This is a genomic window from Actinoplanes sp. NPDC021490, assembly GCF_055562135.1.
Genome location: NZ_JBVHFW010000005.1, coordinates 300,658 through 323,016 on the forward strand (window position 1 = coordinate 300,658; position 22,359 = coordinate 323,016).

At 70.5% G+C, this 22,359-nt stretch carries 29 protein-coding genes and 1 pseudogene; 15 read left to right on the forward strand and 15 right to left on the reverse strand.

Going from position 1 to position 22,359, the window contains the following annotated elements; genetic code table 11:
- Positions 1–7: 7 nt before the first annotated feature.
- Positions 8–625 carry a 5-formyltetrahydrofolate cyclo-ligase gene (locus tag ACZ3I4_RS16220; protein ID WP_465382718.1) on the forward strand — a complete coding sequence of 206 codons (618 nt, stop codon included), beginning with the start codon at positions 8–10 and terminating at the stop codon, positions 623–625.
- Between the two features lie 38 nt (positions 626–663).
- Positions 664–876: pseudogene (locus tag ACZ3I4_RS16225) on the forward strand (FmdB family zinc ribbon protein); the annotation flags it as partial.
- Between the two features lie 14 nt (positions 877–890).
- Here ACZ3I4_RS16225 and ACZ3I4_RS16230 read toward each other — a convergent pair.
- Positions 891–1,232 carry a hypothetical protein gene (locus ACZ3I4_RS16230; protein WP_465383025.1) on the reverse strand — a complete coding sequence of 114 codons (342 nt, stop codon included), beginning with the start codon at positions 1,230–1,232 and terminating at the stop codon, positions 891–893.
- A 412-nt stretch (positions 1,233–1,644) separates the two neighbouring features.
- Between ACZ3I4_RS16230 and ACZ3I4_RS16235 the strand changes: the two genes are divergently transcribed.
- The gene (locus ACZ3I4_RS16235; RefSeq protein WP_465382719.1) at positions 1,645–2,181 is read left to right on the forward strand and encodes a hypothetical protein; all 537 of its coding nucleotides are present in this window, start codon (positions 1,645–1,647) and stop codon (positions 2,179–2,181) included.
- 46 nt (positions 2,182–2,227) lie between these two features.
- On the opposite strand, the gene ACZ3I4_RS16240 is transcribed toward ACZ3I4_RS16235, so the two are convergent.
- Positions 2,228–2,404, reverse strand: a complete 177-nt coding sequence (locus tag ACZ3I4_RS16240; protein WP_465382720.1) for a hypothetical protein — start codon at positions 2,402–2,404, stop codon at positions 2,228–2,230.
- 64 nt (positions 2,405–2,468) lie between these two features.
- On the opposite strand from ACZ3I4_RS16240, the gene ACZ3I4_RS16245 reads away from it, so the two are divergent.
- Entirely contained in the window at positions 2,469–2,795 is a 327-nt protein-coding gene (locus ACZ3I4_RS16245; protein WP_465382721.1) for a translation initiation factor 2, read from the forward strand.
- Between the two features lie 88 nt (positions 2,796–2,883).
- Here the strand turns inward: ACZ3I4_RS16245 and ACZ3I4_RS16250 are convergent, their stop codons facing one another.
- Complete coding sequence (locus tag ACZ3I4_RS16250; RefSeq protein ID WP_465382722.1) at positions 2,884–3,360, reverse strand: DUF2231 domain-containing protein; 477 nt, start codon at positions 3,358–3,360, stop codon at positions 2,884–2,886.
- 158 nt (positions 3,361–3,518) lie between these two features.
- On the opposite strand from ACZ3I4_RS16250, the gene ACZ3I4_RS16255 reads away from it, so the two are divergent.
- Together ACZ3I4_RS16255 and ACZ3I4_RS16260 are read left to right on the forward strand one after the other, a co-directional pair.
- A complete protein-coding gene (locus tag ACZ3I4_RS16255; RefSeq protein ID WP_465382723.1) occupies positions 3,519–3,950 on the forward strand; it encodes a Fur family transcriptional regulator in 432 nt (143 codons plus the stop codon).
- Between the two features lie 42 nt (positions 3,951–3,992).
- Positions 3,993–4,850 carry an oxygenase MpaB family protein gene (locus tag ACZ3I4_RS16260; RefSeq protein WP_465382724.1) on the forward strand — a complete coding sequence of 286 codons (858 nt, stop codon included), beginning with the start codon at positions 3,993–3,995 and terminating at the stop codon, positions 4,848–4,850.
- Between the two features lie 5 nt (positions 4,851–4,855).
- Here ACZ3I4_RS16260 and ACZ3I4_RS16265 read toward each other — a convergent pair whose 3' ends face one another.
- The 7 genes from ACZ3I4_RS16265 to ACZ3I4_RS16295 all read right to left on the reverse strand — a co-directional run bounded on the left by ACZ3I4_RS16265 (position 4,856) and on the right by ACZ3I4_RS16295 (position 9,882).
- Positions 4,856–5,680 (reverse strand): RecB family exonuclease, encoded by an 825-nt coding sequence (locus tag ACZ3I4_RS16265; RefSeq protein ID WP_465383012.1) that lies wholly within the window; start codon positions 5,678–5,680, stop codon positions 4,856–4,858.
- Positions 5,681–5,771: 91 nt separating this feature from the next.
- Positions 5,772–6,389, reverse strand: a complete 618-nt coding sequence (locus tag ACZ3I4_RS16270; protein WP_465382725.1) for a MarC family protein — start codon at positions 6,387–6,389, stop codon at positions 5,772–5,774.
- Positions 6,390–6,441: 52 nt separating this feature from the next.
- Positions 6,442–7,296, reverse strand: a complete 855-nt coding sequence (locus ACZ3I4_RS16275) for a PHP domain-containing protein (protein ID WP_465382726.1) — start codon at positions 7,294–7,296, stop codon at positions 6,442–6,444.
- Positions 7,297–7,319: 23 nt separating this feature from the next.
- A complete protein-coding gene (locus tag ACZ3I4_RS16280) occupies positions 7,320–8,204 on the reverse strand; it encodes a PH domain-containing protein (protein ID WP_465382727.1) in 885 nt (294 codons plus the stop codon).
- Positions 8,205–8,213: 9 nt separating this feature from the next.
- The gene (locus ACZ3I4_RS16285) at positions 8,214–8,456 is read right to left on the reverse strand and encodes a hypothetical protein (RefSeq protein WP_465383026.1); all 243 of its coding nucleotides are present in this window, start codon (positions 8,454–8,456) and stop codon (positions 8,214–8,216) included.
- Positions 8,457–8,504: 48 nt separating this feature from the next.
- The gene (locus tag ACZ3I4_RS16290) at positions 8,505–9,179 is read right to left on the reverse strand and encodes a DUF6758 family protein (RefSeq protein ID WP_465382728.1); all 675 of its coding nucleotides are present in this window, start codon (positions 9,177–9,179) and stop codon (positions 8,505–8,507) included.
- 70 nt (positions 9,180–9,249) lie between these two features.
- Positions 9,250–9,882 (reverse strand): TrmH family RNA methyltransferase, encoded by a 633-nt coding sequence (locus tag ACZ3I4_RS16295; RefSeq protein WP_465382729.1) that lies wholly within the window; start codon positions 9,880–9,882, stop codon positions 9,250–9,252.
- Between the two features lie 470 nt (positions 9,883–10,352).
- Between ACZ3I4_RS16295 and trxA the strand changes: the two genes are divergently transcribed.
- The 4 genes from trxA to ACZ3I4_RS16315 all read left to right on the forward strand — a co-directional run bounded on the left by trxA (position 10,353) and on the right by ACZ3I4_RS16315 (position 13,886).
- Positions 10,353–10,715, forward strand: coding sequence for a thioredoxin (gene trxA / locus ACZ3I4_RS16300; RefSeq protein ID WP_097318692.1), 363 nt, complete (start codon positions 10,353–10,355; stop codon positions 10,713–10,715).
- A gap of 133 nt (positions 10,716–10,848) precedes the next feature.
- Positions 10,849–12,798, forward strand: a complete 1,950-nt coding sequence (locus tag ACZ3I4_RS16305) for an intein-containing Rv2578c family radical SAM protein (protein ID WP_465382730.1) — start codon at positions 10,849–10,851, stop codon at positions 12,796–12,798.
- Positions 12,799–12,837: 39 nt separating this feature from the next.
- Complete coding sequence (locus ACZ3I4_RS16310) at positions 12,838–13,245, forward strand: CoA-binding protein (RefSeq protein ID WP_465382731.1); 408 nt, start codon at positions 12,838–12,840, stop codon at positions 13,243–13,245.
- 107 nt (positions 13,246–13,352) lie between these two features.
- Entirely contained in the window at positions 13,353–13,886 is a 534-nt protein-coding gene (locus ACZ3I4_RS16315) for a DUF4190 domain-containing protein (RefSeq protein ID WP_465382732.1), read from the forward strand.
- A gap of 46 nt (positions 13,887–13,932) precedes the next feature.
- Here the strand turns inward: ACZ3I4_RS16315 and ACZ3I4_RS16320 are convergent, their stop codons facing one another.
- From ACZ3I4_RS16320 to ACZ3I4_RS16330, 3 genes are all read right to left on the reverse strand, one after another.
- Complete coding sequence (locus tag ACZ3I4_RS16320) at positions 13,933–14,724, reverse strand: SDR family NAD(P)-dependent oxidoreductase (RefSeq protein WP_465382733.1); 792 nt, start codon at positions 14,722–14,724, stop codon at positions 13,933–13,935.
- A gap of 121 nt (positions 14,725–14,845) precedes the next feature.
- Positions 14,846–15,451, reverse strand: coding sequence for a hypothetical protein (locus ACZ3I4_RS16325; RefSeq protein ID WP_465382734.1), 606 nt, complete (start codon positions 15,449–15,451; stop codon positions 14,846–14,848).
- A 139-nt stretch (positions 15,452–15,590) separates the two neighbouring features.
- Complete coding sequence (locus tag ACZ3I4_RS16330) at positions 15,591–16,514, reverse strand: DMT family transporter (protein ID WP_465382735.1); 924 nt, start codon at positions 16,512–16,514, stop codon at positions 15,591–15,593.
- A gap of 135 nt (positions 16,515–16,649) precedes the next feature.
- Between ACZ3I4_RS16330 and ACZ3I4_RS16335 the strand changes: the two genes are divergently transcribed.
- Both ACZ3I4_RS16335 and ACZ3I4_RS16340 read left to right on the forward strand, forming a co-directional pair.
- Complete coding sequence (locus ACZ3I4_RS16335; RefSeq protein ID WP_465382736.1) at positions 16,650–17,366, forward strand: HAD family hydrolase; 717 nt, start codon at positions 16,650–16,652, stop codon at positions 17,364–17,366.
- 9 nt (positions 17,367–17,375) lie between these two features.
- Positions 17,376–17,873 carry a hypothetical protein gene (locus tag ACZ3I4_RS16340; RefSeq protein WP_465382737.1) on the forward strand — a complete coding sequence of 166 codons (498 nt, stop codon included), beginning with the start codon at positions 17,376–17,378 and terminating at the stop codon, positions 17,871–17,873.
- Between the two features lie 65 nt (positions 17,874–17,938).
- Here ACZ3I4_RS16340 and ACZ3I4_RS16345 read toward each other — a convergent pair whose 3' ends face one another.
- Positions 17,939–18,811, reverse strand: a complete 873-nt coding sequence (locus ACZ3I4_RS16345; RefSeq protein ID WP_465382738.1) for a PhzF family phenazine biosynthesis protein — start codon at positions 18,809–18,811, stop codon at positions 17,939–17,941.
- A 27-nt stretch (positions 18,812–18,838) separates the two neighbouring features.
- Here ACZ3I4_RS16345 and ACZ3I4_RS16350 point away from each other — a divergent pair, with 27 nt between their 5' ends.
- The 3 genes from ACZ3I4_RS16350 to ACZ3I4_RS16360 are packed head-to-tail and all read left to right on the forward strand — an operon-like array spanning position 18,839 to position 21,843.
- Positions 18,839–20,122 carry a magnesium transporter MgtE N-terminal domain-containing protein gene (locus ACZ3I4_RS16350; protein WP_465382739.1) on the forward strand — a complete coding sequence of 428 codons (1,284 nt, stop codon included), beginning with the start codon at positions 18,839–18,841 and terminating at the stop codon, positions 20,120–20,122.
- The gene (locus tag ACZ3I4_RS16355) at positions 20,119–20,673 is read left to right on the forward strand and encodes a DUF1003 domain-containing protein (protein WP_465382740.1); all 555 of its coding nucleotides are present in this window, start codon (positions 20,119–20,121) and stop codon (positions 20,671–20,673) included. Before ACZ3I4_RS16350 ends, ACZ3I4_RS16355 begins: the two co-directional genes overlap by 4 nt.
- 21 nt (positions 20,674–20,694) lie before the next feature.
- A complete protein-coding gene (locus ACZ3I4_RS16360) occupies positions 20,695–21,843 on the forward strand; it encodes an Mrp/NBP35 family ATP-binding protein (protein ID WP_465382741.1) in 1,149 nt (382 codons plus the stop codon).
- A 72-nt stretch (positions 21,844–21,915) separates the two neighbouring features.
- On the opposite strand, the gene ACZ3I4_RS16365 is transcribed toward ACZ3I4_RS16360, so the two are convergent.
- Positions 21,916–22,332, reverse strand: coding sequence for a twin-arginine translocase TatA/TatE family subunit (locus ACZ3I4_RS16365; RefSeq protein ID WP_465382742.1), 417 nt, complete (start codon positions 22,330–22,332; stop codon positions 21,916–21,918).
- Between the last annotated feature and the right edge of the window lie 27 nt (positions 22,333–22,359).

The window sequence follows — 22,359 nt, forward strand, 5'->3', positions numbered from 1 at the left end:
GTGTTGCGTGCCCGATTTAACCGGTGATGCGGAAAAATCTCGCACCGACAAGATCGCGCTCCGCAATCGCCTCCTTACTTCGCGTCGCGCCCTGACACCCTCGTCGCTGGCTTCCGCCGCCCTCGCCATTCAAGATCAAGCCCTTTCCCTCGTACGCCGTGAGCACCGCACAGTGGCGGCGTACGTGCCGGTGGGCCGCGAGCCCGGCGGGCCCGGCCTGGTGCCGTCGCTGTCCGCCCGGGCCCGGGTCCTGTTGCCCGTCCTCCTTCCGGACAACGACCTCGACTGGGCCGCGTATCCCTCCCCCACCCCTTCGCGTGCCCCCGCCCTCACTCCCGGGCCGCGTGGCCTGCTCGAACCCGGCGGCCCCCGGCTCGGCGTCACGGCCATCACCCAGGCCGCCGTCGTCTTCGTGCCGGCCCTGGCCGTCGACCGCCGGGGCATGCGCATGGGCCGCGGCGGAGGCTCCTACGACCGCGCCCTGTCCCGGCTCGCCGGCGACGCCTTCGTGGTCGCCCTGCTGCACGACGGCGAACTGCTCGACCACGTCCCCGCCGAGCCGCACGACCGCCCCGTACACGCCGCGATCACCCCACACGACGGCCTGACCGTTTTCGGCAACTGATCGCCGCGGAGGCTCAGCCCACATGCCGAGTGGACGAAATGACCTCCGATGGCGCAACATTGGCACTCGGAGTTGGCGAGTGCCAGCAGCCGACCAGATCCGGAGGAGCCGTGCCTACCTACCAGTACGCCTGCACCGAGTGCGGACAACAGCTCGAGGCCGTGCAGTCGTTCTCCGACCCGGCACTGACCGAGTGCCCGAACTGCCAGGGCAAGCTCCGCAAGGTCTTCAACTCGGTCGGCATCGTCTTCAAGGGTTCGGGCTTCTACCGAAACGACTCCCGGTCGGCCAACGTGGCGGCCGAAAAGACCGAGCCCGCCAAGAAGGCCGACGCCACCTCGACGCCGTCCTCCAGCGACTCGTCGTCGTCCTCGTCGAGCGGGTCGTCGACCCCCTCGTCCACGACGTCGTCCTCGTCTTCGGGCGGGTCGTCTTCGGGCGGGTCGTCGTCCTCGTCGTCTTCGTCGAGCAGCTCGAAGACCCCCGCAGCTTCCTGACGGACCTTCGAAGACCGCGCCGGCCCGCTCTTGGGCTTGGCGCGGTTTGCCGTGCCCGCCGGACAGCCGTTCGCTCGCCGACGGTGATGCGTGCCGGTAGACCGCCGCATCGGCACCACCGTCGGCACGCGATGTTGCCGCTCACCAGGTCGCCGTTCAGCAGAGTTCGCCCACCAGGTTCCCGCTCAGCAGAGCTCGCCCACCAGGTTCCCGCTCAGCAGAGCTCGCTCATCAGGCAGTGGTCGATTCCCAGCTCACCAGGCTGCGACCGGGCCACACGCACCCATCCCCGTCGAGACCACCCACCCAAGGCCCTCCCCCGAGACCACCCACCCAAGGCCCTCCCCCGAGACCACCCACCCGGGGGGCTTTGTGAAGGTACGCCACTCGCCAGCGACGCCTCGAGTTATCCACAATTCCGGGTTATCCACAGGGCCCGAGCGAACGATCTTCCGCCCGGCCTAACGTTCGCCCCGGCGCCGCAGCACTGCGACGCCAGAGCGACCGGAAGGGGCACGGCCGATGGGCAGGACCAGCACGTCCCGGTTGGGTGCCGCCCTCCCCAAGACCAACCGCGACGGTGGCGACGGGCGTCTCGACCCCGTGCGCTGGCGCCGACCGGCTCGCGGCAGGCTGTTACGCCTCACGGTGGTCGCCATCCTGCTGGTCGCCGCCGCTGTGGTGTCGTTGTCGCCCTCCAGCGACTGCAACGACGCGCCGCCTCACGCAGCGCCCGCCGTGACTACGCCAACCGGCCCCGCGCCGCCCAGCGAGGGCGGAGCTCAGCAGGTTCCGTCCGGCAGCGTCGGCGTGCCCGTCCGGCTGGCCGATCCGGCGGCGCTGGCGCTGGTCGAGGCGGGCAACCGGGTCGACCTGCTGCGGCTCGATCAGTCCGACGGCAGCACGACACCGGTCGCCGAGTCGGCCCTCGTTCTGCGGGTGACCGGCTCCGGCGACCCGACGATCGGCGGCCTGCTGCTGGCGCTGACGCCCGACGAGGCCGAACACGCCGTCGCCGCTCCGGGGCAGAGCTTCGCCGTGCTGATCCGGTCCGGGTAGCGGCGGGTATCGACCATCAGCGACCGGCGGTCACCAGTGCGGCGGGTCACCAGTGCGGCGGGCGGTCCTCGAGCAGGCGCTCGTCGTTGTCGTAGGAGCGTTCGCCCCAGCCGCGCTCGGTGTCGTCCCGTGTCTGGTCGGGAAGCACCACAGCCTCTTCCGAGTCGAAATCGACCTCACGCTCAGCGTCGTTGTCGCGCTCGGGCTCATCCAGGATGTCCACGCCTATGAGGGTAGGCCCGCGCCGCTGCGGACGTCTTCCCCCTCCGGCTGTACCGTCGGTGAACGTGAGTTCCCCCACCGGCGTCCCGGACGACGCGTACTGGCAACGACCGGATCCCGACTCCGTCGCGCCCGTTCCCGAGCCGAAGGCGCCCACGCCCAAGCCGGGCAGCGACTATCAGGGACCGCCGCGCACCGCCCGGCCGTCGCCGAACTGGCGCCCGCCGACGATCGCGCACCCGCCGCCGCCCCGGGCCATGCCGGCGCAGGACATGGACGCCCTCGACGACGCCGAGGGCTCGGCGCGCACGGTCACGTACGGCGTGGGCCTGGTCGCCGGCGCGATCGCGCTGATCCTGCTCTGCCTGCTGTGCGCTCGGATCATTTTCTAGACTCGGCGCCGGCGACGACGCGGGCCCGGCACACGAGGCGCGGGAACTCGGGCCCCGGCACGCGCGTACCGGGGCGTCCACCGCAGCTCTAGTAGGTGCCCCACACCGCCGTAGCCCCCGAATCACCCGTCTTGAAGACGTAGTAGCCCGAAAGAGCCGCGAGCACGATCAGCACGACCGCCGCCCCCACCTCGCCGATCATCGGGAGACGCCCGCCGCCACGGCGCCACGTGAGCGCGACCAGCACGAGGCTGGCCACGCCGAGGGCGAGCGCGAACCAGGCCGTGAGACTGCCGAAGCCCATGTGGTCGTCGAGGATCTCCTTGCCGGGACCGCTCATGCCCTGGTCGAGCAGCCGGTTGTAGAGCTCCGTCCCGGAGGCCTTCGCGACCAGCGCGGACACCGGTGCGATGACGGCGAGCAGCGCCACCGCCCAGCCCAGCTTGGGCCGCCAGCGGGGAACCAGCGCGTAGACCACCGCCCCCAGCGCCAGCAACGGGACGAAAACGACCGCGGCGTGCAGCACGAGCGCGTGCACCGGCAGGCCGTTGATCTGGTCGAACACGACGCCTCCTAGAAGTGGATCAGGGCCGTCAGCTTAGAGATATCTGACGACGCAAGCATCCTTTTCCTGCGCGTACGCCTGGGGAAGCGGCCCGGTTCAACGGGTGACGATCAAGGACAGGAGTTGGGGTTTCCCCGGTTCCGTGCTGTCATGGACCGATGTCGAACGGTGAGCAACTGCTGCGTGAGCACGGCCTTCGGGTCACGAAGCCGCGCCTCGCCGTGCTGGAGATCCTGTCCGAGGGAGGGCATCTCGAGGTCGAGGAGATCGCCACCCGAGCCCGCACCCGGCTCGACTCGGTGTCGACCCAGGCCATCTACGACGTTCTCGGCGCCCTGTCCCGGGCCGGGCTGGCCCGCCGCCTGGAGCCCGCCGGCAGCCCCGCTCGCTTCGAGGCCCGGGTCGGCGACAACCACCATCACATCGTCTGCCGGGGCTGCGGCGAGATCGCCGACATCGACTGCGCGGTCGGCGAGCGTCCCTGTCTGACCCCGGCCGGGTCGCACGGCTTCGAGCTCGACGAGGCCGAGGTGACGTTCTGGGGTCTCTGCCCGGCCTGCCAGAGCCGCCGCGCCGCGGAGAAAAGCTGAACGAGTTCAACTTCTGGCCGAACGCGTGGCACTGTTGATTGCATGAGCGTCGACGTCGGCCTGTTCGGCCCGGAATCGGTCACCTGGAAGCTGCACAACGAACCGATTCTGCTGCTCGGCGGCCTCCGCTCGCTCTATCTGCAGGCGCTGCACCCCAGGGCGGTGGCGGGCGTCGCGCAGAACTCCGCCTTCCGCTCCGACCCGTGGGGCCGCCTCAACCGCACCTCCGAGTACGTCGCCACGGTCGTCTACGGCACGACCGAGGAGGTCGAGCGGGCCTCGAGCCGTCTGCGCCGCATCCATTCCCACATGCGAGCGACAGATCCCCGTACGGGCGAGGAGTTCCGCATCGACGAGCCCGACCTGCTCCGCTGGGTCCACGTGGCCGAGGTCGAGTCGTTCCTGACCACCGCGACCAGGGCCGGTCTCAAGCTCACCCCCGACGAGATCGACCGGTACTACGTTGAGCAGCTCAGAGCCGCGGAGCTGGTCGGCCTCGACCCGTCGACCGTTCCCGCGACCGCCACCGACGTGGCCGCCTACTACGAGGCGATGCGCCCCGAGCTGTCCCTCACCAAGGACGGCGCCGAGACAGCCCTGTTCCTCACCGTCCCGCCCGCCCCCGACTGGGGTCCGGCCGCGCTGCGCCTGGGTCTCACGCTGGGCCCCACCCGCTGGGCCTATCTGGGCGTGGCCGGCACCGCGTTCGGGCTTCTGCCGCCGTGGGCCCGGCGCCTTTACGGCGGGCTGGGCTGGTCGACCACCGACGTGACGGCCAACCTTTCGGCCCGCGGCCTGCGGCTGCTGCTCGCCACGGTGATCAACTCGCTGCCCAGCAAGTATCGCGTGCCGCCCATCCGCAAGGCGGCGCTGGCCCGGGCCGGTCTAGCCGGAAGCTGAGGGCCCTAAGCCGTCAGGTGGTTGACCGACTCCCACGGATCCTTGGCCACGGATTCCTGACCGGCGGGGCACGATCGGCGGAAGTCGCACCACGAGCAGAGCGCCCCCGGGTTGGTGGGGAACTCGGCGTCGGGGTCGGCCCCCGCGGCCACGGCTCGTTCGGCCGCCATGATGTCGCGGGCCGTGTCTTCGGCCCGGCTCACCTTGCGGGCCAGCGACTCCTCGGTGTGCTCGTGCGAGGCGACCGTGCCGGTGGGCAGGTGGTGCAGCTCGACCCGGTAACTCGGCCGGCGGAAGACACGCTGGGCCGCGTACGCGTAGAGCGCCAGCGCCTGCGAGCCGCGCGCGTCGTCGGCGTCGAGCCCGGAGCGGCCGGTCTTGTAGTCGACGATCACCGCCTCGGGACCGGCGGGACCCTGACGTGAGTCGATGCGGTCGGCCCGGCCGTTGAACGCCAGCACCGACGTCTTGGTGGCCACGACGCGTTCGACCCCGAGCGGCTCGTCGAGAGGATCAAGACCGCGCACGTACGTCTCGAGCCAGCGCAGCGCCGCCCGATAGGCCACCCGTTCCTGATCGACATCGCGGTAGCCCTCGCGGACCCACGTCGCCTTGAGCAGCCCGGGCAGCGCCTCGGGCTCCCGGCTGCCGACGGGCTGCGCATACCAGTTCTTCAGCGCGGTGTGGACGCTCGCGCCCAGGGAGTTGTGCGCCCAGGGCGGCCCCTTGGGCGGGGTGGGCCGGTCGACGTAGGAATACCGGTAACGACGCGGGCAGTCCTCGAACGCCCCGAGTTTGCTCGGCGTGCACACGAAGAGCCGCTCGGGCATGCCTTCGAAGCCGAGCTGCTCGGGAACCACGCTGCGCGATCTGGTGGGGGGCACGGAACAATCCTGCCAGCCCGGTACGACAAAAACCCCGTCAGGGCGCGTTGATGTAGAGCTTGACGAAAGCGTCGATGGCGTCCGCGATCAGCTGCACCGCGATGGCCGCCAGCAGCAGGCCTGCGATGCGGGTGAGCACCTCGATGCCGGCCGGCCGCAGCAGCTTGACGATCACTCCGGAGAAGCGCAGCACGAGCCAGACGGCCAGCATGACCAGCAGGATCCCGATGCCGATGACCAGATATTCGTCGGGGCCCTCGGCCCGCTGCACGAACAGCATCGTGGCGACGATCGCGCCCGGGCCGGCCAGCAGCGGGGTGCCGATCGGCACCAGCGCGACGTTCGTGGTGCCGCCCTGCTCGGAGGGCTCGTCGGCCTTCCCGGTGAGCAGCTGCAACGCGACCAGGATCAGCAGCAGGCCGCCCGCACCCTGCAGGGCCGGCAAATCCACGTGCAGATAGTCGAGCAGGGTCTGCCCGGCGACCGCGAACCCGACGATCACCCCGAGCGCGAGCAGGACGGCCTGCGTGCCCGCCTTCATCCGGGCGCGGCCGTCCATCGTGCCGGTCAGGGCCAGGAACACGGGCACCATGCCGGGCGGGTCGACAATGACCAGCAAGGTCACGAAGACCTCGCCGAGCAGCTTCAGATTCACCCGATCAAGGTAGGTGCCACACCCGCTCGATCGCAGTCCGCTGCGTCCAGAGTCACCCCAGGACGGGAACTCCGGTGGCGGCCGACACAATTTTCTCGTACGCCTCGGGGTCGGTGGTGAAGGCGCCGAGCTGGACGGTCTTGTGCGTCCCGTGGAAGTCGGACGAGCCGGTGACCACCAGACCGAGGTCTCCGGCGAGCGCGCGCACGTGTTCCCGCTCGACCGGCGAGTGGTCCTCGTGGTCGGCCTCCAGCCCGAACAGCCCTGCCTCGGCCAGCTCGACGATCAACTGATCCGGCACGACCCTCCCTCGTACGGTGGCACGGGGGTGGGCAAAAACGGCCACGCCGCCGGCCGCACGCACTGCTCGCACCGCTTCGAAAACATCAAGATCTGCTTTCGGTACGAAGTAACGCGCGCCCAGCCACCGGGAGGCGAACGCCTCGTTCGTGGTGCGGACGAGACCGGCCCGGATCAGCGCCTGCGCGATGTGCGGCCGCCCGACCGAGCCGCCCCGGGCATAGCCGTAGACCTCGCTCCACGTGATCGGCACGCCGTCGGCGGCCAGCTTGCCCACGATCTTTTCGGCGCGCTGCTCCCGATCGGTGCGCAGGCGGGCCAGGTCACCGGCCAGGCGCGGCTCGGCCGGGTCGAACAGATAGGCCAGCAGGTGCAGGGCGATCGGCCATTCCTCGGCGCCGTGCCACCGGCAGGAGAGCTCGGCCCCGCGCACCAGCCGCAGCCCGTCGGGACGCGCGTCGGCGGCGGCCTGCCAGCCTCCGGTGGTGTCGTGGTCGGTGATCGCCATGACGTCGAGACCGGCCGCGGCGCCCGCCTTGACCAGCTCGGCGGGGGTGAGAGTGCCGTCGCTGGCGGTGGAGTGGCAGTGCAGGTCGATTCGGGTCACCGGAAAACGCTACCCCGCGCCGATCAAGCGTCGTCGCCGTCGCTGTCCTTGCCGAGGCGCGCCTCGACGGCCTGCGGCTCGTACATCTCCTCGACCACGCGCAGATAGAGCTCGTTCGGGTTCGGCAGGTGCTTGACCTCGCGGAGAGCCTGGTCCTGTCCGGCGGATTCGAGCACGAACGTGCCGTAGCTCAGCATGCGGCCGAGCGCGGACTGCTCGTACTTCATGTCGGTGACCCTCAACAGGGGCATCATGGCCACCCGGCGGGTGATGATGCCGTTGACGACCATGACCCGCTTGTTGGTCAGGATGAACCGGTCGAAATACCAGTCGAAGACCTTCCAGGCCACCCAGCTGATCACGCCCAGCCAGATCAGCACGGCCACGGTGACCAGGCCGTTGATGTTCTGCCGGGTGAGGAACCCGGCCAGATATCCGAGGAGGAGGGTGGCGCCCGCTCCGATGCCCAGCGGCGTGGTCAGGTGAATCCAGTGCCGCTTCCACTCACCGCGATAGCGCTCGGTGGGGAAGAGATAGCGGGCGACCAGAGTGGTCGGTTCGTCCTCCAGGGGGAGCACGCGGCGCGGGCCGCCGCCGCCCTCGGGGCCGAGGCCCTCGAGCTCCTCCTCTGTGAAGATAGGAGGCTCGTATTCGTCGCCGCCGTCGTCGTAGCCACCGCTGCGGTAGCCCGCGTCGCGCGCGTAACCCGCGTCTTCCGCATAGCCGGCATCGGGTGAGTAGCCGGCGTCCGGATTGAAGCCCGGGCCGTCCGAATAGGGCCGGCGGCGCCGCGTGGGATCGGGGTCCTCATCGAACGCCGGGTCGTTGTACCCGAAGTTCTCGTCATCGTCCCGAGGGCGACCGGTGCCCTCGCCTCGAGGCTCGTGCGGCTCAGCTGGACCACCCATGTGGTGATGCTAAGCGACGAGGTTCGTGAAGAACGTACCGAAGCCTCGGGCAATATCGGCGATCGTGCCTCCGAGTGACTCGAAGACCGATGCCGCCGAGTTCGGGTTGAAGGCAATGAAAAAGATCAAGAACGCGATACCGAGCCAGGTCAGAACCTTCTTGATCATGGCGGGCCTTCTCCTGTGGGTGCGGGTGACGGTCAGCGCCGCGGCAATACTGACGGTATCAGCTTCGTCGCTCGGTGTGAACATTGTGGCCGAAAAGCCGATTCCGTTCCTGCAGGTCAGGGCCCGACTTGGCTAGGCCTTGCCCTGCAGGTGCGGCGACGGCGCTCCGTACACGAGCTCGGACGGCAACCCCTCGGACAGGTCGTGCAGGACGACGTGCTCCGCGAGGAAGTAGCCCGCGCTTGCGGGCCAGGCTATCGCATAGAGCCACATTCCTTTCGCCTCACTCACGTATGCACTTCGATCCTCCGGGGACTTCACGCACCACAGTGGAGTGGGATGGCCACCCGCCCTGATCTTGGCATGTGGACCTTGGCGGTGATCGCCGTCGGCGAGCGCCTCGGCCACGAGGTGGCCCGGATCGATGCCGGGAATCCCGGCGAACCTGGTGCCGAGGCCGACGCCGGGCTGCTCGGCGATCAGCACCACATCGGCGGGTCCGCCACCCAGCGGTTCGGGCCCACTGCAGGCGAGCGCGGTGGCGCGTACGCCCCGGCGGTCGTCGCCCGCCCAGCCGGCGCCGGTGACCATCCACCCCACGGGCAGCGGCCACGGGCACCAGAACGGCGTCGCCTCCGCGGTGGAGGCCTGGCGGTCCAGCATGCTGCCGATGATCTCGGCGCTGATGTGTTCCGCGACGTGGAACGGCGGGACGTCGCCGCAGTGGTCGCAGCGCCAGTCGCTGTGCATCAGGTCGGGCCTGCGCACCTGTGCACCGCATCTGGGGCAACTCACTGTGACACCCACGCTCTTTACCGTGCGGCGCGAGCGGGGCCGCGTCAAGCGGATCGGCAGAACCCGGGCCGCTCAGCGCAATTCACCCGGGCGGGGGTCCCGCGTGCGCGCGAATCCAGGCGTGCATGGCGATGCCGCTGGCCACCCCGGCGTTGATCGATCGGGTCGAGCCGTACTGGGCGATCGAGAACAGCTCCGCGCACGCCGCCCGGGCCGGCTCGGAGAGCCCCGGGCCCTCCTGCCCGAAGAGCAGCACGCATCGACGCGGCAGGGTGGTGGTCTCCATCGGCCGCGAACCGGGCAGATTGTCGATCCCGATCACCGGAAGGTCGAGACCGGCGGCCCAGGCGACGAACTCCTCGATCGTCGGATGGTGCCGCACGTGCTGATAACGGTCGGTGACCATGGCGCCGCGCCGGTTCCATCGCCGCAGCCCGACGATGTGCACCTCGGCGGCCAGAAAGGCGTTGGCGTTGCGCACCACGGTGCCGATGTTGAAATCGTGCTGCCAGTTCTCGATGGCGACGTGAAAGTCGTGACGGCGGGTGTCGAGGTCGGCTACTACCGCCTCACGGCGCCAGTAGCGGTAGCGGTCGACCACGTTCCGGCGATCGCCGGAGGCCAGGAGCTCGGGGTCGTAACGAGGGTCGGTGGGCGGCTCACCGGTCCAGGGCCCGACGCCGACCTCGGCCGACCCGTCCTCAGCGGCAATCATGGGCGGTTACGCTACCCAGCCCCCGCGGCCCCAAGAAAAACCCCCGGCCGCGAAACCGGGGGGAGACGCAATGAGCGGCGGGGCCCTCCCCGGCACCCGCCGCCCACGCTCTGTTGCAGGAGAGTTTGCCTCACCCTGCGTATCGATGTGAAGAAAATTCGCCTGTGACGCAGGTCACATTTAGTAAACTTTCCTATTACCCTCGGCAAGAACAACGTCCGAGGTCAGAGGTGGTAGAGACCGGCCCTGGCCACCATGTCCGGATTCCTCGGCGCAAAACGGACGTCACAACTTGCGTAGTATTCGAGAGCACTGTCCTCACTAATCGTTACGATGGGTTGCCCACACCCCACACGGTGTTCCGAACAAGGTGCTCCAGACCACGTGTCGTCCGGCCCCGAAGCGGGAATTGCTGGTGTGAACTATGGGTTTCATCGCACGAAAGCCAATTTCCCGTGGACGGAGACATCATGGCGACGGTTGCGCTGACCGCTGAGAACTTCGACGAGGTCACCGGTAAGGACGGAATCGTCCTGGTGGACTTCTGGGCAAGCTGGTGCGGGCCGTGCGTCCGCTTCGCTCCGACCTACGAGCGGTCGTCCGAGAAGCACGAGAACATCACCTTCGGCAAGGTCGACACCGAGGCCGAGCAGGCGCTCGCCGCGAAGTTCGACATCCGCTCGATCCCGACGATCATGGCCGTCCGCGACGGCGTCATCGTCTTCTCGCAGCCGGGCGCTCTTCCCGAGTCGGCCCTCGAGAACCTGATCGAGCAGGTCGAGAAGCTCGACATGGACGAGGTACGCCAGCAGCTCGCGGCCCACAGCCACTGACCGGCAAGTTTTTCCTCGTCAGGCCCGCGAACCGGTTCGGTTCGCGGGCCTTTCGCGTCCCCCGGGAGCCGCAGCCGGCGACACACCGAAGCTGACTGGACAAGCGGATCGAACATGTGTTCGAATCCCTGCCATGCGATGGTCCAACCTGTCGGCCCCGACCGACGACGGCTCGCTCCCCGACAGGGCAGCGCCGGCGGCTCCACCCCTGCCGTTAGCGCTGCCCGGCGCCACCGTTCGCACGTTCGACACCCCGGGCTTCGCCGGCATGACGTTCTACGAGATCCGGGCCAAGAGCCTGATCAACCGCGTGCCGGGCGCGTCCCGCGTGCCGTTCGAGTGGACCATCAATCCCTACCGCGGCTGCTCACACGCCTGCGCCTACTGCCTGTCCGGCGACACCCCGATCCTGATGGCCGACGGCGCCACCCGTCGGCTGGCCGATCTGCGTCCGGGCGACGCCATCATGGGCACGATGGGCGCCGGCGCCACTCGGCGCTATGTCCCCACCACCGTGCTCGACCACTGGTCGACCACCAAGGCCGCTTTCCGGGTCACGCTGGCCGACGGCACCCGCCTGGTCTCCAGCGGCGACCACCGGTTCCTCACCGACCGCGGCTGGCGTCACGTCAGCCCGGCCGAGCCCCATCAGCCCGCGCTCGCCGTCGGCGATCTGATGTTCGGTGTCGGCCACTTCGCCGAGCCGCCCAAGGAGTCGCCCGACTATCGGGCCGGCTTCCTGTGCGGCCTGATCCGGGGTGACGCCGGCCGGAGCGAGACGGGCGTTCCCGGCCAGGCCCGCTCCCGCGAGGGCGACGCCTGGGTCCGGGCCGACGGCTATCTCGACGACGTGCCCCTCCACGAGGCTCTGCGCTGGCCCGATCTGCCGACCACGGGGTGGTACAGGGGATTTCTGGCCGGGGCGTTCGGGGCGGTGGGCACGGCCGACCGGCTGGCGATCAGCTTCACCAGCGGCGACCAGCTGTTCCTGGCCCGCGTCACCGAGGCGCTGACCTATCTGGGACTGCCGAGCCGCACCCCCGTGCGGGTCCGGGGCGGCGGCGGCAGCGGCACGGTCGAGATCGACCGCGACCTGTGGGCGGCGCTGCGCTTCCGGCATCTCACCGGCATCGATGGCGCCCCGCTCGACGCGTCGGGGGTCGGTGTGCGGGCCGGGCGGCAGCTGGCCGTGGTCGACATCGAGGATCTCGGTCTGACCCTTCCGCTGTTCGACATCTCCACCGGCACTGGCGACTTCATCGCCGACGGGGTGGTCAGTCACAACTGCTTCGCCCGCCACACCCACAGCTATCTCGACCTCGACACCGGCCACGACTTCGACAGCAAGATCGTCGTCAAGGTCAATTCTGGCGAGCTGATCCGCCGTGAGCTGGCCGCGCCGCGGTGGCGCGGTGCGCACATCGCCATGGGCACCAACGTCGACGTCTACCAGCGCGCCGAGGGCCGTTACCGGCTGATGCCCGAGATCCTGGCCGCCCTGCGCGACCACGCCAACCCGTTCTCGATCCTCACCAAGGGCACGCTGATCCTGCGCGACCTCGAGCTGCTGACCCAGGCGGCCGAGGTCACGCCGGTCGGGCTGTCGTTCTCGGTCGGCTTCGTCGACGAACAGGTGTGGCGGGCCGTCGAGCCGGGCACGCCCAGTCCGCGGCGGCGGCTCGACGCGGTTCGCCGGCTGACCGACGCCGGGTTCGCCGTCAGCGTCCTGATGGCGCCGATCCTGCCCGGCCTCACCGACACCGACGAGTCGATCGACGAGACCGTCGCGGCGATCGCGGCCGCCGGCGCCACCAGCGTGACCCCGCTCGCGCTGCACCTGCGCCCCGGCGCGCGGGAGTGGTATGCCGCGTGGCTCACCGGCGCCCGTCCCGACCTGGCGCCGCGCTATCGCGAGCTCTACGGCAACGGGTCGTATGCGCCGCAGACCTATCAGCGCGAGATCACCGCGCGGGTGCGCATCGCGGCCCGCCGGCACGGCCTGCACCGCGCCGAGCCCGGCGAGGCCCGTTCCGTGCCCGTCGCCCAGGAGCCCGAGGAGGATCGCCAACTGACGCTGTTGTGAGCGTGGGTGAACTCCGGAAGAGGACCTAGAGTCGTTCCCATGAGGGATGCACAGCAGATCCTGGCGGAGGCCAACGTCATCGCCGTGGTCGGCGCGTCACGGGACCCGTTCAAGCCGGCGCACACGGTGCCGTTGCAGATGCTCCGGCACGGCTGGCGGATCATCCCGGTCAACCCGTTCGTCGACGAGGTCTTCGGGGTGCCGACGGTGCCGACGCTGGCCGACATCGACGAGCCGATCGACCTGGTCGACGTGTTCCGGCCGGCTCGCGACGCGGTCGAGGTGGTCCGGCAGGCGGTCGCTATCAAAGCGCCCGCGGTCTGGCTCCAGAGCGGCATCGTGTCGGCCGAGGCGCGGCGGATCGCCGAGGAGGCCGGAATCGACTATGTCGAGGACCGCTGCCTGGCCGTCGAACGTGCCGTGGGCAGCCTGAGCAAACTGAAGTAAGCAGGGCCGGATCAGTCCGATTGCCGTCGCAACCTGCGGACACGTCCACCTATCGTGTCCTCCGCTGAGTCCCGACTAGTACCGTGCCGGGGAACGAGGAGGACCTGATGACTTATCCACCCGGTGGAACACCGGATCCATACCAGCCCCAGCAGCCCTACGGGCAGCAGCCGTACGACCCGACCACGCCCTATTCGCCCGAGCCGTCGAGCGGTCAGCCCTACGGGCAGCCGGCGAGCGGACAGCCGTACGGGCAGCCGCCGTCGAGCGGGCAGCCCTACGGTGCGCCCTCCAGCGGGCAGCCCTACGGTCAGCCGCCGCCCGTCTACGGGCAGGACGCTTACAAGGGCGGTCCGGCGTACGGGCAGCAGCCGGGCTACGGCCAGCCCTACGCCCCGGCCGTGGCCACGACCAACACGATGGCCATCCTGGCGCTGGTGTTCGCGTTCGTGTTCGCGCCGGCCGCGATCGTCATGGGCCACGTCGCCAAGAAGCAGATCCGCCAGACCGGTGAGCAGGGCGAAGGCCTGGCCACGGCCGGTCTCTGGCTGGGCTACATCTTCACCGGCATCGGTGTGCTGATCTGCGCGTTCTACGTGATCGTCGTAGTCATCGCGGTGGGCTCGAGCACCAGCCCGTAAGCCTCGCCACGCCGGCCGGTCAGCTGACCGGCCGGCCGGCGGCGGCTCAGCGGAACTCGGCCTCGCGGACGCTGTTGCCGCCATCGACGACCAGCATCTGGCCGGTGATGTAGGACGCGGCCGGCGAGCACAGGAAAGCGATCGCCGCGGCCACCTCGTCGGGGGTGCCGGGACGGCCGATGGGCGTACCCAGGCCCTGCTTGATCTCGGTGACCGTGGACGCGGCCGTATAGATCGTGCCGGGGGCCACGCAGTTGACGTTCACGCCGTCGGCCACCAGCTCCATCGCCAGCGCGCGGGTCAGGCCGACCACGCCCGCCTTGGCCGCCGCGTACGCCGCCTCGGTCGGCAGCGCGTTGACCGGGCCGGCCGTCGCCGCCAGGTTCACGATCCGGCCCCAGCCCTGCTCGGCCATGCCGCTCTGGAAGGCCCGGCTGCACAGGAACGCCGTGCTCAGGTTCCGGTCGATCTCGGACTTCCACTCGTCGTACGTCAGCTGCGACACCGGGCGGAGAACCTCCGGGCTGGCCCGGCTCGTCAGGCCGGCGTTGTTCACCAGCACCTCGACGTCGCCCAGCTGGTCGGAGACGGCGTCGGCGAGCGCGCCCACCTCGGCCTCGTCGGTCAGGTCGGCGACGAAGCCGATGATCCCGAGCTCGGCGGCACGCTCATGGATGCGCCGCGTGGTCGACACGATCGCCACCCGCGCCCCGAGGTCACGCAGCCGGCGGGCGGTCGCGTACCCGATCCCGTCCGGACTTCCCGCGCCCGTGACCAGGGCGACCTTGCCGTCCAGTCGCAACGTGACCGGCGCTTCCTGCGGCTCCGCAGTCTCCACCTCGACCCCTAACTCCTAGCGACCCCCGGCGTTCCCCGGGACATCCTCTCAGCCCGCATCCACCCCGGCACCCGGCGGGACGCCAATCCACAGCTCACGCGGGCGTTTCGCGCCCGGAACCTCAGTTGTCGCGGGGCGTGGCGGTCGGGTTGGCCAGCGGGCGTACGGGAGCCTCCTCGACGAAGAGCAGCGGCGCCTCGGGACCGTACCGGGCCGGAAGTTCCGTACGGGCCCGATCCAGATCCTGCGTGCCGATCTCGACGCCGGCCCCGTCGTGGCGGGCGCCGACCGAGACGATGCGGACGCCGTTGTGGGTCCAGAAGTCGAGGTCGGCCAGCACCCGGTCGTGCCAGACGGTCAGGTCGACGGCCGGGTGGGCGGCATCCCGCACGACGATGCAGGTGTCCTCGGCCGCACGGCGGATGAAGTCGTCGAAGGCGGCGGACGGCACGCGGTGCACGATGGCCCGGGCGTTCTCCTGATCGACCTCCAGCCCGGCGTAGCTGGTGGCGAACTCGCCCCGCCCGGCCCGGTCGATGCGGTCCATCGCGGCCTCGAGCTTGGCCGGGGTGATCGGCATCGGCACACCGGCCACGGCGATGTGCTCGGGCAGGCGCAGAAACTCGCAGCCCGCGGTGCTCCAGCCGCCGGTCAGCCCGGGGCCGTCGGTGGGTTGCTCGTCGGCCGAGTCGGCGCAGCCGCCGATCACGAGAACCGCTCCGAGCACGAGGAGACAACCGATTCGAAATCGAGAGCCGTACATCGCATTCCCCCTCTCTACCGCGCCCCGGCGCAGGCCGCCAGGCGAGCGCCCGCCAGGCTCAACGAACTAAAGCCGCAAATCGCCCGGCGGCGAGAGGTCTGCCTCAGTCCGTGAGCGTGGGATCGACCGGCACGCGGAAGGCTCGGGCCGCGCCCAGGACGAACACGGCGACGCCGGACATCAGCAGGGCGATCCCGGGCAGAGCGGCGGTGCGCGGCACCTGATCCAGCCACCACCAGGCCAGCAGCGCCGCGCCGGGAACCTCCAGGAGGGCCAGCACGCTGACGGTGGTGGCCGACGTGCGCTCGAGGGCGTAGTTGAACATCGAATGGCCCAGCAGCTGCGCCCCCGCGACGAGGCCCAGGATGGCCAGCCAGGTGCGGTGGTTGTAGCCGGCCAGCGGAAGCCCGGCGATCAGACAGACCACGACCAGGACGACGGCGCAGGTGCCGTAGCAGATCCAGGTGTACGTGGTCGTGCTCAGCTCGGTGCGGGCCCGCTCGCCGAGGGCGGTGTACACCGCGGCGAACACGCCGCCCAGCAGGGCCAGCACGTCGGCCAGCACGGCCTGGCCGGAGACGCCGATGTCGGCTCCCGTGGCCCAGGCGGCGCCGGCCACGGCCAGTCCGATGCCGATCCAGCCGGACAGTGAGGGGCGGCGGCCCTGGGCGGCGGCGATCAAGCCCTGCCAGACCGGCTGGGTCGCGACCAGTGCGGCCGCCGTGGCTACCGAACCGAGCTGGACGCTGGGCATCCAGGTGGCGAAGTGGGCGGCGAGCGCGAGACCGGCGAGCACGGCGAACAACCTCGTCCGGCTGGACGAACCGAGAATCTCGGAGCGCCGGGGCCCGTACGTGATCGGGGTCAGCACGACGGTGGCCAGCGCGTTACGCCAGAACGCGATGGCCAGGGCCGGAGCGGCCGCGAAGGCGATCAGCGGCGCCGAGGACGAGACGGCCAGCACCGCGACGGTGAGCGCCAGAACTGTCGTCAGACCGGCGGGATGGCGCGATGAGCGCTCATTCATCCCCGGCCGTCGCTTCTTGCGGACTGGTACGCCACAGTTTGCGAACCCCTATTGAACGGAAAGTGATGCTGTCGTTACAGTCACCGAGGTTTTCCGCCCTTCCATCCCCCTCGATGCTTCTGGAGGCGTTTCGCCATGCCCGCATACCGTGCGGTCGTGTTCGACTTTTTCGGCACCCTCACCCGATCCGTCCAACGGGGACCCCAGCACGCCGAGATCGCTCGATCGCTGGGTGTCGATCCCGAGACGGTCCGCGGGGTGCTGGACCGCACGTTCCGAGCCCGCGCCCGGGGGCGCTACGGGTCCGCCGAGGCCACCCTACGGTGGGTGATCGAGCAGGCCGGTGGTCACCCCCGTTCGGAACAGGTGCGCGCGGGCGTGCCGGCGCGGGTCGACGCGCTCAAGGCCGACACCCGGCTGCGCGCCGACGCGGTCAGCGTGCTCGCGGCGATCAAGCGACGGGGTCTGTCCACGGCCCTGATCAGCGACTGCACGCACGAGCTGCCGGCGTTCCTGCCCGGCCTGCCGGTCGCTCCCCTGCTCGACGCGACGATCTATTCCGTACGCGAGGGCGTCTGCAAGCCCGACCCCCGCATCTATCTGGCCGCCTGCGAGCGGCTCGACGTGGCCCCCGACGAGTGCCTCTACGTGGGTGACGGCGGCAGTCACGAGCTGACCGGGGCCGCCGCCGTAGGCATGACCCCGGTTCGCCTGGCCGCCCCCGACCTGGCCAACCATCTGGTCTTCGACGCCGACATCAACTTCGCCGGCCGTACGGTCCGGTCGCTGACCGAGGTCGTCGGGCTGGTCGATCACGCGCGCATCGCGAGCCGTACGGGTGCGGCCGCATAGGATGACGCGGTGACTTCCGCGGTGCTCGAAGAGGCGCTCAAGAAGGCCGCGCTGGCCTGGATCTCGGTCGGCGACGGCCCGGCCCTGGCCCTGTGGGTGATGCCGCTCGACGGCACGCTGATCGTGGTCAGCGGCCCGGGTGAGCAGTTCGCGCCGGGTCTGGCCGAGGCCACCCGGGCCACCGTACGGCTGCGCGGCGACAACGGCGGCCTCATCGTGATCACCGAGGCGGCCGTGTCCCGGCTGCCCCCGGGCAGCGACGAGTGGACCGAGGTCGCCCCGCAGCTGGCGGCCAAGCGCCTGAACGCCTCGGGCACGGCCGACGATCTGGTGGCCCGCTGGGCCTCGACCGGCTGCGCGGTCGTGCGGCTGACGCCGGTGGCCGAGCCGCCGGTGGCCGAGCGTCCGAACCTGCCGGCCGGGTCGGGCGCGGCCGAGCCCCGGGATACTCCGGCCCGCGTCGAGACACCGCGCCCGTTCCGCCTGCACCGGGTGAAGCGGCGCTGACCCGGGCGGCCTGACACCGGCCGGGTGCGCCGCGGCCTGACGCCGGCCGGGTGCGCCGCGGCTCGTCAGCCGATGAACGGCGGCACGATGATCTCGCCGCGGGCGATCGGGACGACGTGGCCGGTGACGGTGGCCTGCGTGGCGACGCCCCGGGAGGCGGTGACCGTGCAGTCCAACCGGGACGGACGCTTCATTTCCAGACCCTGGTGCACGCGGTAGGTCGCGGTGCCGTCGGCGGGCAGCCAGCCCGCGGCGACCAGCCACACGCCCAGGCCGAGCGCGGCCGAACCGGTGGCCGGGTCCTCGGGGACGGCCGCCCCGGGGCAGAAGACCCGGGCGTGCGCCTCGGAGGCCGGCTCCGACCAGGCGAACACCGACAGCTCGGTCAGACCGGCGCGCCGGGCCGCCGGAGTGTCGATCTCGATGCCGGCGAGCGCGGACCGGCGTACGGGAAGGAATGTCCAGTCGAGACCGCAGCCGGCCGACCGCGGAGGCGCACCCGCGAAATCCTCGGGTTGAAGGCCGGCGATGGCCAGCAGGGCCGGGGCGTCGAGCGGCGGGCCCAGCCGGGGCGGACCGCCGGTGACCGTGGCCGAACCGGTCGGCGTGACCGTGATCGGAAGCAGGCCCGCGCCGCACTCCTGCACCACCTGACCCGGTGAAAACAGGCCGCGCCGCATCGAGGTGACCGCGGCGCCGACAGTGGGGTGACCGGCGAACGGCAACTCGCCCTCGGGCGTGAAGATGCGGGCCCGATAGGTCGCGGAGGGATCGACCGGTGGCAGCACGAAAACGGTCTCGGCCAGGTTGAACTCGCGCGCGAGGGTATGCATCTGATCGGTGCCCAGCTCGGTGGCGTCGTAGACCACGGCGAGCGGATTCCCGGCGAACGGCCGATCTGTGAATACGTCGACGATCTCGTACGCCACTCCTGACATGTCCGGACCCTAACCTAGGCTGGAGCCGTGACCATGGGGACGAGGGTTTATCTGGCCCGGCTCGCCGGGCTGCCCGTGTTCGACCCCAACGGGGACCGGGTCGGGCGGGTCCGCGACGCCGTCGTGCGGCTGCGCACCACGAACCGGCCTCCGCAGGTGGTCGGGCTGGTGGCCGAGATGGCGCTGCGCCGGCGCATCTTCCTGCCACTCGGGCGGGTGACGTCGATGGACGCCGAAAGCGTCGTGCTGGCCAGCGGCTCGCTCAACCTACGCCGGTTCGAGAAGCGGCCCAACGAGCTGCTGCTGGTCGAGGATCTGCTCGACCGGCGGGTGACCGTCACGCCCGACGACGGCGACGGGCCGGGCAACCCGGGCACCGTGGTCGACATCGGCATGGATCTCAATCGCAACAACGAATGGCTGGTCACCCGGGTCGCCGTGCGCGAGCACACCGGCCGGCTGGCCCGCCGCGGGCACGTCTTCCAGGCCGAGTACGACCGGGTTCGCGGCCTGGTCGGCCCGACCGACACCCAGGGCACGTCGAACCTGCTGGCCCTGCTCGAGCAGATGAAGCCGGCCGACATGGCCAACGCCCTGCAGGATCTGCCCGACGCCCGGCGCAACGAGGTGGCCGCCGCGCTGAGCGACCGCACGCTGGCCGACGTGCTCGAAGAGCTTCCCGAGCACGACCAGGTCGAGATCCTCGTACGCCTCGATCGGGAACGCGCCGCCGACGTGCTCGAGCGGATGGATCCCGACGACGCGGCCGACCTGCTCGGCGAGCTGCCCAAGGCCGAGCAGACCGTGCTGCTCGACCTGATGGAGCCCGAGGAGGCCGCCCCGGTCCGGCAGCTGCTCGACTACCGCCCGGGCACGGCGGGCAGCGTGATGACCTCGGAACCGGTGATTATGACGCCCGACGCGACGGTGGCCGAGGCGCTGGCCCGCATCCGAGAGCCGGAGTTGTCGCCGGTGGTCGCCGCGCAGGTGTTCGTGGCCCGGGCCCCCTCGGCCACGCCCACCGGGAAATACCTGGGCATGGTGCATTTTCAGCGGCTGCTGCGCGAACCGCCCGCGTCGATCCTCGGCGGCATCATCGACAACGACCTCGAGCCGTTGCGCCCCGAGACCACGCTCGCCGAAATCATCAAGCGGATGGCCACGTACGACCTGGTGGCGATGCCGGTGATCGACTCGACCCGCCGCCTGGTCGGCGCGGTGACCGTCGACGACGTGCTCGACCACTCCCTGCCCCGTGACTGGCGCGACCGCGACCTCTACGAGGCCGACCAGGACGAGGTCACCCTGTGACCGAGCCCCGCCGCGACCGCCCGGACCGCCTGGACCAGCCGGTCGAGCCGGGCCGGGTGCGGCTGCCGCGCTTCGACCCGGAGTCGTTCGGCCGCTGGTCCGAGAGCATCGCCCGCTACATGGGAACGGCCCGGTTCATCGTCTGGATGACGCTGGTGATCGCGGCCTGGTTCGCCTGGAACACGCTGGCGCCGGCCGACATGCGCTTCGACCCGTACACCTTCACGTTCCTGACGCTGATCCTGTCGCTGCAGGCGTCGTACGCGGCGCCGCTGATCCTGCTCGCGCAGAACCGCCAGACCGACCGTGACCGCCTGGCCATGGAGGAGGACCGCCGGCGGGCCGCGATGCAGAAGGCGGACACCGAATATCTGACCCGCGAGATCGCGTCGCTGCGGATCGCCATGGGTGAGGTCGCGACCCGTGACTTCCTGCGTTCCGAGCTGGCCCGGCTGGCCGACGAGCTGGACGAAGCGGCCCACCGGCGGGAGAAGAGGGCCCGGTCGGACTGGGAGGAGGATCGCAAGGACTGGGACGAGGAACGCCGATAGGCCCGACGTAGCATGGGCATCATGTCCGCTCCCGCCTCCACCATCGAGGACGCGATCCAGGCCGCGCTGGCGACCGTCGACGACCCCGAGATCCGCCGCCCGATCACCGACCTCGGCATGGTCAAGGGCTTCACCGTCGCCGGCAGCTCGGTTGTGGTCGAGCTTCTGCTGACCGTGGCCGGCTGCCCGCTGCGCGACAAGCTCAACTCCGACATCACCGCCGCCCTCACCAAGATCCCCGGCATCACGTCGGTGAGCATCGACTTCGGTGTGATGAGCGAGGAGCAGCGCAAGTCCCTGCAGCAGACCCTGCGCGGGGGAGGCGCGACCGAGGAACCGGTCATCCCGTTCGCCCAGCCCGGCTCGCGCACGCGGGTCTACGCGGTGGCCAGCGGCAAGGGCGGCGTCGGCAAGTCCAGCGTGACCGTCAACCTGGCCGCGGCGCTGGCCAAGCGCGGGCTCTCGGTCGGCGTGATCGACGCGGACATCTACGGCCACTCGGTGCCCCGCATGCTGGGTGTGGAGGGCCGCCCGACCCGGGTCGAAGACATGATCATGCCGCCGCAGTCGCACGGCGTGAAGGTCATCTCGATCGGCATGTTCACGGCCGGCAACGCGGCTGTGGTGTGGCGCGGCCCGATGCTGCACCGCGCGCTGCAGCAGTTCCTGGCCGACGTCTACTGGGGCGACCTCGACGTGCTGCTGCTCGACCTGCCCCCGGGCACCGGCGACGTGGCCATCTCGCTGGCCCAGCTGCTGCCCAACGCCGAGATCCTGGTCGTCACCACGCCGCAGACCGCCGCGGCCGAGGTGGCCGAGCGGGCCGGCGCGATCGCCCTGCAGACCCATCAGCGCCTGGTCGGCGTGGTCGAGAACATGTCGTGGCTGGAACTGCCGGACGGCTCGCGCATGGAGGTCTTCGGCGCGGGCGGCGGGCAGGCGGTGGCCGACTCGCTGACCACGACGGTGGGCGCCTCGGTGCCGCTGCTGGGTCAGATCCCGCTCGACACCCGGGTGCGTGAGGCAGGCGACGCCGGCGACCCGATCGTGCTGGCCGCTCCGGACGCGCCGGCCGCGAAAGCGCTCGACGCGGTGGCCGACAAGCTGGCCGTGCGCCGCGAGTCGCTGGTCGGCAAGCCGCTCGGCCTGATGGTCAACACGCGGCGCTGAGCCGCCGGGCGCGGCGCTGTGCCTTCGGGCGCGGCGCTGTGCCTTTCGGGCGCGGCGCTGTGCCCTTCGGGCTCAGGTCGCGTCGAGGTCGAATCTCCGCGCCGGTGTGGCCGGCGCGGAAGCGGGCGCGTCCGACACCGTGCGGTTCTTGATGTCGGCGGCCGCGGCGACCTCGGTCAGGTCGGTCTTCACGCCGTTCAGATCCTGCTTGACGTCATCGAGAAGGCCCTGCAGCGGCTTACGGATCGCCGCCTCGTCCTCCTCGCTGATCAGATGCTTGCGGATGAACGCCTTGGGGTGCAGATCCTGCAGCTGAAGGTCGGTGCCGAGCTCGCGGTTGAGGTCGGTGGTCGCGTTCTGCGCCATGGCCCGCAGGCCCCGCAGCATGCGCAGACCGTCGCCGATGACCTTGGGAAGGCGCTCGCCGAAGATGAGCAGCGCGAGCATGAGCAGCGCGCCGATCTCCCACCAGTTCAGGTTCTCGAACATGTGGCCTCCCCAGGTCCGGCGCCAAGC

Excerpts from the sequence above, each read along its gene's own strand:
- ACZ3I4_RS16255 (WP_465382723.1), top strand. The coding sequence starts at position 3,519 with ATGTCGAACGGTGAGCAACTGCTGCGTGAGCACGGCCTTCGGGTCACG.
- ACZ3I4_RS16260 (WP_465382724.1), top strand. The coding sequence starts at position 3,993 with ATGAGCGTCGACGTCGGCCTGTTCGGCCCGGAATCGGTCACCTGGAAG.
- ACZ3I4_RS16345 (WP_465382738.1), bottom strand. The coding sequence starts at position 18,811 with ATGTCAGGAGTGGCGTACGAGATCGTCGACGTATTCACAGATCGGCCG.
- ACZ3I4_RS16365 (WP_465382742.1), bottom strand. The coding sequence starts at position 22,332 with ATGTTCGAGAACCTGAACTGGTGGGAGATCGGCGCGCTGCTCATGCTC.
- ACZ3I4_RS16305 (WP_465382730.1), top strand. The coding sequence starts at position 10,849 with ATGCGATGGTCCAACCTGTCGGCCCCGACCGACGACGGCTCGCTCCCC.
- trxA (WP_097318692.1), top strand. The coding sequence starts at position 10,353 with ATGGCGACGGTTGCGCTGACCGCTGAGAACTTCGACGAGGTCACCGGT.
- ACZ3I4_RS16230 (WP_465383025.1), bottom strand. The coding sequence starts at position 1,232 with ATGCGGCGGTCTACCGGCACGCATCACCGTCGGCGAGCGAACGGCTGT.
- ACZ3I4_RS16235 (WP_465382719.1), top strand. The coding sequence starts at position 1,645 with ATGGGCAGGACCAGCACGTCCCGGTTGGGTGCCGCCCTCCCCAAGACC.
- ACZ3I4_RS16280 (WP_465382727.1), bottom strand. The coding sequence starts at position 8,204 with ATGGGTGGTCCAGCTGAGCCGCACGAGCCTCGAGGCGAGGGCACCGGT.
- ACZ3I4_RS16285 (WP_465383026.1), bottom strand. The coding sequence starts at position 8,456 with ATGTTCACACCGAGCGACGAAGCTGATACCGTCAGTATTGCCGCGGCG.
- ACZ3I4_RS16360 (WP_465382741.1), top strand. The coding sequence starts at position 20,695 with ATGTCCGCTCCCGCCTCCACCATCGAGGACGCGATCCAGGCCGCGCTG.
- ACZ3I4_RS16315 (WP_465382732.1), top strand. The coding sequence starts at position 13,353 with ATGACTTATCCACCCGGTGGAACACCGGATCCATACCAGCCCCAGCAG.
- ACZ3I4_RS16295 (WP_465382729.1), bottom strand. The coding sequence starts at position 9,882 with ATGATTGCCGCTGAGGACGGGTCGGCCGAGGTCGGCGTCGGGCCCTGG.
- ACZ3I4_RS16335 (WP_465382736.1), top strand. The coding sequence starts at position 16,650 with ATGCCCGCATACCGTGCGGTCGTGTTCGACTTTTTCGGCACCCTCACC.
- ACZ3I4_RS16330 (WP_465382735.1), bottom strand. The coding sequence starts at position 16,514 with ATGAATGAGCGCTCATCGCGCCATCCCGCCGGTCTGACGACAGTTCTG.
- ACZ3I4_RS16310 (WP_465382731.1), top strand. The coding sequence starts at position 12,838 with ATGAGGGATGCACAGCAGATCCTGGCGGAGGCCAACGTCATCGCCGTG.
- ACZ3I4_RS16265 (WP_465383012.1), bottom strand. The coding sequence starts at position 5,680 with ATGCCCGAGCGGCTCTTCGTGTGCACGCCGAGCAAACTCGGGGCGTTC.